Source organism: Aurantimonas litoralis (assembly GCF_026153195.1).
Taxonomy (GTDB): Bacteria; Pseudomonadota; Alphaproteobacteria; order Rhizobiales; family Rhizobiaceae; genus Aurantimonas; species Aurantimonas coralicida.
Genome location: NZ_JAPFBM010000002.1, coordinates 1 through 12198 on the forward strand (window position 1 = coordinate 1; position 12198 = coordinate 12198).

Sequence of the window (12198 nt, forward strand, 5' to 3'; positions counted from 1 at the left end):
TCGAGGTAGAAGTTGAATCAGACGTCGGGCACACCGTCACTTCACATCCGATTCATCGATCAGAGGATGCGCTCTAGGGCAGTCAAGGGTTCGACAGTTGGCCTTGATAGCCATCAAATAGGCAATTCCAACTGTCAGCGCTGCCTTTCCATGAGAAAGCTTTGATCTGCCTTTATTAAGGTCCAAAGCCGCCACTCTCCACCGAAACGAAAGTGTTGCTGCTGTTTCAGAGGGAGCTAGACGAACGCGCTCGGCTGGCTCCCACTCACTTGTACTACGCGACTAGCTCGACACCGATCCTTACCCGTATTTGGTCAACGGCTTTGACGATGCGTTCTTGCCGAACAAGAGGTTCGATTTCCCAGAGGAATCGACGAAGTAGGACCGAAACACTGATCTTTTTCACATGCTTTTGACTCTGGCGTGCCGCTTGATCATTAAACCCGCGCAGCGCTCGATGGCTTGGAGCTCGGCTGATCGCATGCTGCGCCTGCCGTCGCGCAATCTCTGGCTCTACCTCATCGATGACCCTCACGGCGATCCGATCGCCTTTGCTGCCTTTCAATGTGGACTGAAGCATATGCTGACTGAAGGAATGGTAGAACCTTAGCGATCTGCTTACCTCAGCGGCCTCCGAAAGATGGCGAGCGATTCAGGAGCCGCAAAGCCGAAGACAAGCCGAAGACCTCGCCCACGGTCGCTACCGTGAGTTCGGTCAGCGACCGTCTGTTTTGCGGAGACGGTTCAACCTGCGAAGAGTCCAGACGGCTAGTAGTTGCGCTACAACGCAACACCCTGACACCGTTGAATGTGGAGTACGGTGTCGGCAAAAGCAGGCGCCCCCTCATGGTGAGCCTGTCGAACCACGAAGGGAACCCACCACCGCAGCCCCCCAAAAAACTTCTCCCCGCCCTGCCCCACCTCCCGCATCATCTTTCCACCGCCGGCCCGCGAAACGGGCGCGAATGATCACCGGGATCGTTCGGGGGCCAAGGGAGCAATCCTGGCGGGCGGTGCCGGTTCGTGTCGCCTCCGGAGCGGCGGAACCGGGCCGGTGACGGCCGAGCCGGCCTTCCGTTCTGCGGGGAAGGCGGCACGTTGCCGGGCGGGAGGTCGTGCTCCTGCCGGCAGCTTCCCGGAACCCTTCGCCCCGGCATCAGCCGGCGGCGGCGGGGGAATGGTTCGGCGGCGGACGGGTGACGAGACCCCGCCCGCGTTTCCGACACCCACCGCGCGGCACGCCGGAGGCGGACCGTAAGACCAAATATCGGAGGGTTTGCCTCCGGCGCGCCGTCGCCCGCCCCGCCCCATCGCGGGACGCTGGCGGCCAGACATACCCGCCATGACGGCCCCCGGTCGCCTGCGCGGGAGACGGGCCTGTCAGGCTCCGGCCCGGATCGGGCGCGGAAATGCGTCCGCGCGCCTTCATCTCGGCCGCTGCATCGGCTAGACACCGCGGCTTCCGATTCGCCGTCCCGCCCTGCCCGACTGCTTTGCCTGCGCCCCGTCCCGTTCCGGGCGCGCGGCCGATTCCTTCCGCGAGTTTCACCAATGCCCCGCTTTCCCGGCCTCGATTTCGGCACCACCAATTCCACCCTGGCCCTGGCGGCGCCCGGCAGCGCGCCGGCGCTGGTGCCGGTCGAGGCGGACAGCCCGACCATCCCGTCGGCGCTGTTCTTCAGCCTCGAGGATGGCGGCACATATTTCGGCCGCGCCGCCATCTTCGAATATGTCGACGGCGCCGAGGGCCGCTTCATGCGGGCACTGAAGTCGATCCTCGGCACCTCGCTGATGGCCGAGACCACCCCGATCGGCCGCCAGCGCATGAGCTTCGAGGCGCTCATCGGCCGCTTTCTGAAACATCTGCGCGGAAAGCTGGAGGCCGAGGCCGCCCGCAGCGAGGGCGGGCCAAACGCCGTCGCCACCGACCGCGTCGTGCTCGGCCGGCCGGTGCATTTCATCGACGACGATGCGGGCGCCGACCAGACCGCCGAGGACCAGCTCGCCGCCGCCGCCCGCGCCGAGGGGTTCCGCCACATCGAGTTCCAGTTCGAGCCCGTCGCCGCCGCGCTTTACTACGAGAGCCGGATCGAGGCCGAGCATCTCGCCCTGGTGGTCGATATCGGCGGCGGCACCTCGGACTTCTCGGTGGTGCGCCTGTCGCCCGAGCGCGCGAAATCCGCCGCCGGCGACCGGCTGGACGACATCCTCGCCTCGACCGGCGTCCACGTCGGCGGCACCGATTTCGACCGGGTGCTGTCGCTCGCCCGGGTCATGCCGGGTCTCGGAATGGGCAGCCACACCGCCGACGGCAAGCGCCGCCTGCCGGTCTGGTACTTCAACGACATGGCCACCTGGCACCGGGTCAACACGCTCTACACCGCCAAGATCCTGCGCGACATTCGCGGTCTCGCCCGCGAGGCCGCCGAGCCGGAGAAGCTCGCCCGCTTCGAGCATCTGCTGGTCCACCGCTCGGGCCATCGCCTCGCCGGCGCCGTCGAGACCGCCAAGATCGCGCTCAGCGAGACCGACGCGACCACCATCCGGCTGCAGGAGCTCGGCCTGCTTCTGGAGGCCCCCGCCACCCGCGCCGAGTTCGAGGCCGCCTCCGCCGAGTTGGTCGGCCGCATACGCGGCGCCATCGACGACGCGCTGACGACGGCCGGTGTCGGTCCGCAGGCGATCGAGACGGTGATCCTGACCGGCGGCGGTGCCCAGGTGCCGGCCGTCCGGGCCGCCGCCACCGCCCGTTTTCCCGCCGCCCGCATCGCCCAGTCCGACGCCTTCGGCTCGGTCGGCCTCGGCCTTGCCATCGACGCCGCCCGCCGTTTCGCCTGAACCGGGGCGGGCACCGGCGAAAGGCCGGCCGGCTGCGACCACAGGACGCGGTTTTCCGCCGGATTCAATCGGCCGGGTTGTGCCCGGTTAACGAATCTCGGCGATACTCTTGCAAGGAACAGACGCGGTGAGAGCAATGGGCAGTTTGCTGGCCAGATGGGGCAAGGCGACCGGCTTTCAGGGTCGCGACAAGCGCAGCGCGCGCCGGGTGCGCACGCGGCTGCGGCCCCAGCGCGTCCTCTCCATGCGCAACGCCATCATCGCCGATTGCGCCATGGTCGACCGCTCCGACAGCGGCGCCAAGCTGCAATTCATCGTCGATGTCGATTTGCCGCGCATCTTCCTCCTGCAGGATCTCGCCGAGGGGACCACCCACGAGGTCGAACTGATCTGGAGCCGTCCGGGCCAGGCCGGCGTGCGCTTCACTCACCACCCGGCCCCGTGCGGCGTGTCCTCCGCCAATAGGTGACTCCCTCCCCGCCTGTGCTATCTGCCGGGCGCAATCCATTTGGAGGGAAACACCATGCTGACACTCGACAAGGCCCGCATCATCATCGCCGAGGCCATGAAGATGGGCGCCGCCAAGGGCTTCAAGCCGCTGACCGTCGCCGTCCTCGACGCCGGCGGCGCGCTGATCGCGCTGGAGCGCGCCGACGGCTCGGCCCGCATGCGCCCCGACATCGCCACCGGCAAGGCCAACGGCGCCATCGCCATGGGCATGGGCTCGCGGGCGATCTGGCAGCGGGCCGAGCAGCAGCCCTATTTCATCCAGTCGATGAACGCGCTGGCCAAGGGCGTGCTGGTGCCGGTGCCGGGCGGCGTCCTGATCCGCGGCGAAGGCAATGTCATCCTCGGCGCCGTCGGCATCACCGGCGACACCTCCGACAATGACGAGGCCGCCGCCACCGCCGGCATCGAGGCCGCCGGCTTCACCGCCGACGGCGGCTGAGCCTTCCGTCCAGCGCCCCCGATGCGGCGGGGACATCTCCGCCGCATCGACGCTGCCCGCCGATCTTTTTGTCGTTCCGCCTGAAACAATTCGTCCCGCCTCACCGAAGCTTGTGTTGAGCCCGCAGCCTCCGATCGCGCACCAATGGTGCCGACACGGGCGGCGGCCCCAGACCAGCAAGGGAACGAGACCATGGCAGGACGAACCGGATTCGCATTGGCGGGCCTCGCCGCCGCAGCCCTCGCGGCAGGCGCCAGCCTGATGCCGAGCGGCGTCGCCGCTCAGAGCACCGAGACCGCGATCTTCGCCGGCGGCTGCTTCTGGTGCGTGGAGAGCGACTTCGACCACGTCGCCGGCGTCCTCGACACCACCTCCGGCTATATCGGCGGGCAGAACCAGAACCCCACCTACCAGAACCATCCCGGCCACGTGGAAGCGGTGAAGATCACCTATGATCCGAAGCGCGTCAGCTACGATCAGCTGCTCAACGTGTTCTGGCATTCGGTCGATCCGACCGACGCCGGCGGCCAGTTCTGCGACCGCGGCCACGCCTATACGACGGCGATCTTCGCGACCGATCAGAGCCAGGTGCAGAAGGCCAAGGCCTCCAAGGCCGCCATCGCCAAGGATCTGCCGAAAGTGGTGACCCCCATCAACTCGGCCCCGACCTTCTGGCCGGCCGAGGGCTACCACCAGGATTACTACAAGAAGAATGCGCTGAAATATAAGTACTACCGCTTCAGCTGCGGTCGCAACGCCCGGGTCCGAGACGTCTGGGGCGACAAGGCCTACCAGGGCATCAAGGACGCCATGGGCTGATCCTCAGCCCAGCACCGAGCCCCGTCACCCGTCGGAAGGACAAGCCCCATGCGATCTCCCATCGGCGCAATCGCCACCGTCACCGCCGCGCTGCTCGTGATGAGCATGCCGGCCAGGGCGGCGGATGACTGGGTGACGAAGCAGAGTGCGAAGTCGGTGGCGGACACCGTGGCCGCCCTGACCGCGGCGGTGGACAAGGCCGGTGCAAAGGTCATGGCAACCGTCGATCACCGGGCCAACGCCGCGACCATCGACACGGAGATCCCGGCAACGACCCTGGTCATCTTCGGCAATCCGAAGCTCGGCACGCCGCTGATCGCCGAGAACCGCCGCGTCGCCATCGACCTGCCCCAGAAGGTGCTGGTCTGGGAGGAGGACGGCGTCACCATGCTCGGCTATGTCGATCCGGTCGAGCTTGCCGAACGCTACGGCTTCGCACCCGACCATCCGTCGATCAAGGCGATGCAGGGCGCGCTGGACAAGCTGACGACCGCGGCATCGGCGGACCAGTAGCGGTCCGCCGCGCCGGCGCTGCTCAGCGCTTCATCGGCTCGATCCAGATCTCGCCCGTCAGCACGTTCTCCGGCTGCGAGATCGCGTAGAGGACCGCACCGGCGACGTCGTCGGCCTGCATCGCGTCGGGTTTGCGCTGGTCGAAGAAGGGCGTGTCGACCATGCCGGGCTCGATCAGCGTCACCTTCACCCCGTCGTCGCGCAGTTCCTCGCGCAGGTTCTGGCCGTAGCCGGTGATCGCCCATTTGGTCGCGCCGTAGATCGACCCGGCGAGCACCTTCCGGCCGGCGATAGACCCGGTGAGGACGTAATGCCCCTTGGCCGCGACGACGGCATCATGGGTCGCCTTCACCGTGTACATGACGCCGAGCACATTGGTGGTCACCATCCGGTGCCAGTCCTCGACATCCCCCTTGGCCGTGCCGGACGAATTCGAACCAACCCCGGCATTCGCAAACACCACGTCGATGCTGCCGAAGCGCTCGAGCACCGCCGCGGTCATCGCCTGCTGCGCGGCGTAATCGCTGACGTCGCAGGCAACCGCCATTGCCTTGTCCTCGCCGAGTTCGGTGACGAGACCGTCGAGCTTGTCCTTCGAGCGGGCCGCGAGGGCAACCTGGTAGCCGGCCGCGACAGCACGTCGCGCCGTCGCGGCACCGATCCCGGTCGAGGCGCCAGTGATGAGCATGGTCTTCATTTCGATACTCCGTTGAATCCGCTCGGGTCGTTGCCGTCAGGACAAGACCCGCATCGTCGCGGCAGTTGGGCATCGAACGGATTTTGGGAAGGGCGAGCGCCCGCCGAACGCTTGGATGAACAGACGAAATCGCCCTGGCGGTTGGTCGCAGATGGAACCGTTATCGGCAGGAGCGATTATCGAAGCGAACAACTCATTTCGTCCCCCATTGCAGCGAGCGGCGGCGGGACCCGAGCGCAAGGAGCCACCATGGCCAAGACCACCAAGACGAAGATGCACAAGACCATGAACCCGATCTCGGAGAACATCCGCGGATCGATGGTCGAACTCCTGCAGACGCACCTCGCGACCGCCGTCGACATCACCTACCAGACCAAGCAGGCCCATTGGAACGTGAAGGGCATGAACTTCATCGCCGTCCACGAGCTGTTCGACGACCTGCACGAAGAGACCGAGGAATATGTCGACACCATCGCCGAGCGACTGACGGCGATTGGCGGCCAGGCCCATGGCACCGTGCAGGCGGCCTCCGAGAACTCGCTTCTCGATCCCTATCCGCTTGATCTCGTAAAGTCCGAGGATCACCTCAAGCGGCTGACCGAGAGCTACGCCAAGTGGAGCGCGGCCGTCGCGGAGGGCATCGAGGAAGCCTCGGAAGCCGGCGATCCGCTGACCGAGGATCTGCTCACGGCGATCGGCCGCGGCCTCGACAAGGGCATCTACTTCATGGAGAGCCATTTCCAGGCGTAAGAATCGTCGGAAGTGAGCATGAAACAAGAAGGGGCGGTGTCTTGCGACACCGCCCCTTTCTCATATCGAAGGTCTGTGTGTTCGGATCAGGCGATTGTCTGGCCGGTCTTCTTCCAGTCGGCCAGGAAGGCATCGAGACCCTTGTCGGTCAGCGGATGCTTCACGAGGCCCTTCAGGGTCGCCGGCGGGACGGTCGCCACGTCGGCGCCCAGCAGTGCGGCTTCACGAACATGGTTCGACGTCCGGATCGAGGCTGCGAGGATCTCGGTCTCGAAACCGTAATTGTCGTAGATCCGCCGGATGTCGGCGATCAGCCCCATGCCGTCGATATTGATGTCGTCGAGCCGGCCGATGAACGGCGAGATGTAGGTGGCACCGGCCTTGGCGGCGAGCAGCGCCTGCACCGCCGAGAAGCACAGCGTGACATTGGTCTGGAAACCCTCGTCCGTCAGCTCCTTGCACGCCTTGAGCCCGGCGAGCGTCAGCGGCAGCTTGATGCAGACATTCTCCGCGATGCCGGCAAGGAGCTTGCCCTCGCGGATCATTTCGTCGGTCTCGACCGCGGTGACCTCGGCGGATACCGGACCGTCGACGATCTCGCAGATCTCGGCGATGATATCTTTCATCGGCCGGTCGGCCTTCATGATCAGCGACGGATTGGTGGTCACTCCGTCGATCAGACCCGTCTCGGACAGGTCCTTGATCTCGGAAAGATCGGCAGTATCGACAAAGAATTTCATGGCGCCCTCATTCGGCTCGGTGATCATTCGCGGGATGCATAACAGCCCGGCCCCGGTTCGCGCTACATGCGACCGGCTTCTTCTCTTCATATAGGGGGGCGGCGGTCGGCCGAGAACATGCCGGGCGGACTTGCGGATTACCGTATCCGCCGCCAGTTGAGACACGGCGCCGCCCTGCGAGCGCGGCTTTCCTTTCGAGGGGCCTCCCACCTGCATAGACTGGCCCGCGGCCGCGGCGATTCGAAACCTCGCAGCCCCGCCCACCCAAGTTCCTACGACCGGACGCAGTCATTTGAATCAGACCGGCCAGCTCTTTGCGACGACCACCGTGCCGGTTCTTGTCCCGCTGCCCGGCAATCGGCCATACTCCTATGCGGTGCCGGACGGCATGTCGGTCCAGCCCGGGTCGATCGTCCAGGTTCCTCTCGGGCCGAGGCAGGTGGCGGGCGTTGTCTGGGACGGGGCGACCGACGATGTCGATCCGCGCAAGCTGCGGTCCATCACCAAGGTGTTCGACTGCCCTCCCCTCGACCACACGATGCGCCGGTTCATCGACTGGGTCGCGGATTATACCCTCTCGCCGCCCGGCCTCGTGGCCCGCATGGCCCTGCGCGCACCTGCGGCGTTCGATCCCGAGCCATGGATCGACGGGATTGCCCTGACAGACACACCGCCGAGCCGCCTGACCGAGGCGCGCGAGCGAGTACTGGCGACGGCCGCTGAAGCCCCGACCTGGGCACGGCTGGGACTGGCTCATGCCTCGGGGGTCACCACATCGGTGGTGGACGGGCTGATCAAGCAAGGCGTGTTCGAGCGCGTCCGCCTGCCTCCGCCCCCTGCCGTCGCCGAACCGGACACGACCTATGGCCGTGCCAACCTGAACGAGGACCAGCAAACGGCCGCCGATGCGCTGGCGGCAACGGTCGCCGTCGATGGCTTCACCGCGACGCTGCTGGAGGGCGTTACCGGCTCGGGCAAGACCGAGGTCTATTTCGAGGCTGTCGCCGCGGCCTTGGAAAAGGGCCGCCAGGTGCTGATCCTGCTTCCGGAGATCGCCCTGACCCAGAGCTTCATCGACCGGTTCCATGCCCGCTTCGGAGCTCCGCCGGCGGAGTGGCATTCCGATGTCCCGCCGCGCCAGCGTGAGAAGGTCTGGCGCCAGATCGCCGAGGGCCGGGTCCGCATCGTTGCCGGCGCACGCTCGGCATTGTTCCTGCCGTTCAACGATCTCGGCCTCATCATCGTCGATGAGGAGCATGATCCGGCCTACAAGCAGGAAGACCGGACCTTCTACCACGCCCGCGACATGGCGGTGGTTCGCGCTTCGATCGGCGCATTTCCGATCATTCTCGCCTCCGCGACACCGTCGGTGGAGACGCGCGTCAACGCGGCGTCTGGCCGCTACGGTCATGTTCGGCTCACCGGCCGCTTCGCCGAGGCCGCGATGCCGGACCTCTCGCTGATCGACATGCGCAGCGCCCCACCGGCCCGGGGCCGCTTCGTGTCGCCGGTGCTCGCTACCGCAATCGCGGAAACCGTCGCCAAGGGCGAGCAGGCGCTGCTGTTCCTCAATCGACGCGGTTATGCGCCGCTGACGCTGTGCCGGGTCTGCGGCCATCGGTTCCAGTGTCCCGACTGCTCGACCTGGCTCGTCGACCATCGCCTGCGCGGTCAGCTGCAGTGCCACCATTGCGGCTTCGCGGTGCCCCGACCCGAGGCCTGTCCGGAATGCGGGACGCTCGACCATCTGGTTGCCTGCGGCCCGGGAGTGGAGCGCATCGCCGAGGAGATGCTCACCGATTTCCCGGACGCCCGGACGATCCTTCTGTCCTCGGACCTGCCCGGCGGCGCAAGGCGCCTTCGCCGCGAACTCGACGCCATCGCCGATGGGGAGGCCGACATTGTCATCGGCACCCAACTCGTCGCCAAGGGTCACCATTTCCCGATGATGACGCTCGTGGGCGCGATCGACGCCGACCTGGGCCTCGCCAATGGCGACCCGCGCGCCGCCGAGCGTACCTTCCAGCTCCTCCATCAGGTAACGGGCCGAGCCGGACGCAGCGGCGGGCGCGCTAGCCGCGGCATGATCCAGACCTGGCAGCCCGAGCATCCGGTGATGCAGGCGATCGCTTCGGGCGACGCAAAGCGGTTCTACGAGCGCGAGGTCAACGAGCGTGAACGCACAAGCCTCCCCCCCTTCGGACGGCTGGCCAGCATCATCGTGTCGGCGAACAGCCGCAGGGAAGCGGAAGAATACGGCCGGGAACTGCGCCGCGCCGCGCCTCAGGATGCCGCGATCGAGGTTCTGGGACCGGCGGAAGCGCCCTTGGCCGTGCTGCGCGGCCGTCACCGGTTCCGGCTCCTCGTCCACGCGCCGCGCAAGGCGCATATCCAGGGGTTCCTGCGGGCGCTGATCGCTGCCGCTCCCCGGCCGCGGGGATCGGTACAGATGCAGGTCGACGTGGACCCGCAAAGCTTTCTATAGGACAAGTGGAAGGACGAGCGGGCATGAGGGAGAGAGCGATGCGCATGCGGGATGGTGGCACGAAGAGGATCATGGCGGCAGCGATGGCATGCGCGATCGGTCTGTCGGCTTGCGTGCCCGCACTGGCGCAGGACGCATCTTCCGAAAACGCCGTTCGCCTCGAGACATCGCCCTTTGCTCCGCCGAAGCCCGGACAGACGCCGTCGCTGAATGCCACCGAGACGCCACGCGTCCTGGCCCTCGGCCTGATGCACTGGTTTCCGCTGACCAGCCGCTGCACCTTCACCGACCCGAACCGCCATGGGGAAGACACGCTTGAGGGTGCGCCGGCGCCTTTCGTCTTCCTCACCATGGTCGATGGCAGCCAGGCCGGTCTCGAACGCGGCTATGTCATGGCCAATGGTCTCGTGCGTGAACTCGAGAAGGGCCGGACCGCCGCGACCAAGGATGGAGCCGTGGTCACCGTCTGGCGCTCGGCTGGCGAACCGCGGATCAACGTCAATCTCGTCATCAGCGTCGTCCGCGACCGGGCCAACGAGACTCCGGAATTCGAGGGAAGCATGACCGTGTACTGGGGTGACAAGAAGGAACAGGTCGAGATCGTCGGCGAGTGCCGGAGCTGACGGGACCGCGCAGACCTGAACTCCGCCACTGGAACTTTCCATCGAGCGCGCCAGCTTTGCGGCTTCGCGCCACGGCCGATCGGCTTCACGCGCTTGGAAATTGATTCGGCTATGAGGCGGATGACGTGAGTATTGGACTGATTGCGCTGCTCGATGACCTTGCGGGTCTGGCCAAGGTGGCTGCAGCCTCGCTGGATGACGTAGCGGGTCAGGCGGCCAAGGCCGGCACCAAGGCCGCCGGCGTCGTCATCGACGACGCGGCGGTCACGCCGCGCTACGTCACCGGTTTCGCCGCAGAGCGCGAACTGCCGATCGTTGGCAAGATCGCCGTCGGTTCGCTGAAGAACAAGCTGATCTTCCTGCTGCCGATCGCCCTGGCGCTCAGCTACTTCGCCCCCTGGGCGATCACCCCGCTGCTCATGCTCGGCGGCCTCTATCTGTCCTATGAGGGGGCGGAGAAGGTCTATGAGGCCCTGTTTCCGCACAAGGCCCACGCTCACGAGGAAGAGATCGGCAAGGCCGTGAACGCGAAGACGCTGGAGGACCGCAAGGTCACCAGTGCCATCAAGACCGACTTCATTCTCTCCGCCGAAATCATGGCCATAACCCTCTCCGGACTCGAAGCAGGCGGCTTCTGGACACAGGTCGCCGTTCTCGCACTCGTCGGCATCGGGATCACCGCAGTCGTCTATGGCAGCGTCGCGATCATCGTGAAGGCCGACGACGTCGGCGTCGCGCTGGCGGGCAACCAGTCGGAATCGATCTTCGGCAGCCTGCTGCGCGGCATTGGCCGTGGCCTCGTGGTCGGCATGCCGTTTTTCCTCAAGGCCCTGACGGTCGTCGGGACCGCTGCGATGATCTGGGTCGGCGGTGGCATCATCGTGCATGGACTCGAAGGCTATGGCGCGCCGTGGATCGGCCACACGATCGAACATCTGGCGGAAGTCGCTGCCCACGCGGTTCCGGTCCTCACCGGTGCCGTGCACTGGATTGTCTCGGCCACCGGCGCCGGCATCGTCGGCCTGGTGACCGGCGGAGCGTTGATCCCCGTGATCGGCTATGTCGTCGCACCGACGTGGAAACGGCTGAACGGCCTCTTCGCCTGAGAGCGCTCAACCGACATCGTCCGGGGTCGTCAGCACCGGCTCCTGGCTGCCCTTTCACCTTGGCGGGTGCGTCTCTATAAGCCCGCGGGCCAGCCAATCCCGCCAATGGAGCCCCGATGGACTTCGCCCTGCCGCAGACCAACGCCGACATGCTGCCCTTCGGGGCCGCCTGCATCACCATCCTCATGGGCCTGGTCGCACTCTTTGCGCCACGAATCACGCTGCGACTTCTGCGGCTGGAGACCCGTCAGACCCATCCGGAAGCGCTGGCAGAATCACGCGCGACGATTGCCGGCTTCTGGTTGGGCGTCGGGATCGTCACGGTGGCCTTCTACAATCAGCCTTTCGTCCAGATAGCGCTGGGCGCCGGCTGGCTGTTCACCGGCTTCGGCCGCTTTGTATCGATCCTGTCCGACCGCGGCACCACCCTGTTCAACTGGGTGTTCCTGCTCGTCGCGCTGGCACTGGCCGGGGCAGCGCTGGCCCCGGTTTTCGGCTTCATCCCCAACTGACGTCGGAATGCGCGAATTTGCGGCCCAAACCGCACCGAAGCCAAGTTGTCGCCGGGAAAACCCTATGCTAGAGGGTCCCCTGTCTTCGGAAGGACGGCGTGACTTGCTCGCGCGCCTCCCGGTATTCAATTAACGGTTTCAAGATTTTGGGGCGATCTCGCTTCGG

At 66.1% G+C, this 12198-nt stretch carries 13 protein-coding genes; 11 read left to right on the forward strand and 2 right to left on the reverse strand.

All coding sequences use genetic code 11. The features are described 5' to 3' along the window. Positions 1-430: 430 nt before the first annotated feature. From N7I30_RS04935 to N7I30_RS04960, 6 genes are all read left to right on the forward strand, one after another. Positions 431-610 (forward strand): hypothetical protein, encoded by a 180-nt coding sequence (locus N7I30_RS04935; protein WP_498637161.1) that lies wholly within the window; start codon positions 431-433, stop codon positions 608-610. A gap of 941 nt (positions 611-1551) precedes the next feature. After that, positions 1552-2838: an Hsp70 family protein gene (locus N7I30_RS04940; protein WP_498637163.1), complete on the forward strand. Its 1287-nt coding sequence runs from the start codon at positions 1552-1554 to the stop codon at positions 2836-2838. Between the two features lie 136 nt (positions 2839-2974). Next, positions 2975-3307, forward strand: coding sequence for a hypothetical protein (locus tag N7I30_RS04945; RefSeq protein ID WP_188074807.1), 333 nt, complete (start codon positions 2975-2977; stop codon positions 3305-3307). A 54-nt stretch (positions 3308-3361) separates the two neighbouring features. Beyond that, on the forward strand, positions 3362-3787 hold the full coding sequence (locus N7I30_RS04950; protein WP_024348960.1) for a GlcG/HbpS family heme-binding protein: 426 nt from the start codon (positions 3362-3364) through the stop codon (positions 3785-3787). 192 nt (positions 3788-3979) lie between these two features. Then, complete coding sequence (gene msrA / locus N7I30_RS04955; RefSeq protein WP_051141483.1) at positions 3980-4606, forward strand: peptide-methionine (S)-S-oxide reductase MsrA; 627 nt, start codon at positions 3980-3982, stop codon at positions 4604-4606. Positions 4607-4654: 48 nt separating this feature from the next. Next, positions 4655-5119 (forward strand): DUF302 domain-containing protein, encoded by a 465-nt coding sequence (locus tag N7I30_RS04960; RefSeq protein ID WP_498637166.1) that lies wholly within the window; start codon positions 4655-4657, stop codon positions 5117-5119. Positions 5120-5141: 22 nt separating this feature from the next. Here N7I30_RS04960 and N7I30_RS04965 read toward each other — a convergent pair whose 3' ends face one another. Beyond that, complete coding sequence (locus N7I30_RS04965) at positions 5142-5816, reverse strand: SDR family oxidoreductase (protein WP_498637168.1); 675 nt, start codon at positions 5814-5816, stop codon at positions 5142-5144. A gap of 249 nt (positions 5817-6065) precedes the next feature. Between N7I30_RS04965 and dps the strand changes: the two genes are divergently transcribed. Continuing rightward, positions 6066-6566 carry a DNA starvation/stationary phase protection protein Dps gene (gene dps, locus N7I30_RS04970; protein ID WP_035694428.1) on the forward strand — a complete coding sequence of 167 codons (501 nt, stop codon included), beginning with the start codon at positions 6066-6068 and terminating at the stop codon, positions 6564-6566. An 86-nt stretch (positions 6567-6652) separates the two neighbouring features. On the opposite strand, the gene fsa is transcribed toward dps, so the two are convergent. Next, positions 6653-7306 (reverse strand): fructose-6-phosphate aldolase, encoded by a 654-nt coding sequence (gene fsa / locus N7I30_RS04975; RefSeq protein WP_024348965.1) that lies wholly within the window; start codon positions 7304-7306, stop codon positions 6653-6655. A 292-nt stretch (positions 7307-7598) separates the two neighbouring features. Between fsa and N7I30_RS04980 the strand changes: the two genes are divergently transcribed. From N7I30_RS04980 to N7I30_RS04995, 4 genes are all read left to right on the forward strand, one after another. Beyond that, positions 7599-9791 carry a primosomal protein N' gene (locus tag N7I30_RS04980; protein WP_498637171.1) on the forward strand — a complete coding sequence of 731 codons (2193 nt, stop codon included), beginning with the start codon at positions 7599-7601 and terminating at the stop codon, positions 9789-9791. A gap of 71 nt (positions 9792-9862) precedes the next feature. After that, the gene (locus tag N7I30_RS04985; RefSeq protein ID WP_498637173.1) at positions 9863-10414 is read left to right on the forward strand and encodes a hypothetical protein; all 552 of its coding nucleotides are present in this window, start codon (positions 9863-9865) and stop codon (positions 10412-10414) included. A 125-nt stretch (positions 10415-10539) separates the two neighbouring features. Further along, positions 10540-11520 carry a DUF808 domain-containing protein gene (locus N7I30_RS04990; RefSeq protein WP_498637175.1) on the forward strand — a complete coding sequence of 327 codons (981 nt, stop codon included), beginning with the start codon at positions 10540-10542 and terminating at the stop codon, positions 11518-11520. 116 nt (positions 11521-11636) lie between these two features. After that, on the forward strand, positions 11637-12032 hold the full coding sequence (locus N7I30_RS04995) for an AGROH133_08824 family phage infection protein (protein ID WP_498637177.1): 396 nt from the start codon (positions 11637-11639) through the stop codon (positions 12030-12032). The last annotated feature ends 166 nt before the right edge of the window (positions 12033-12198 follow it).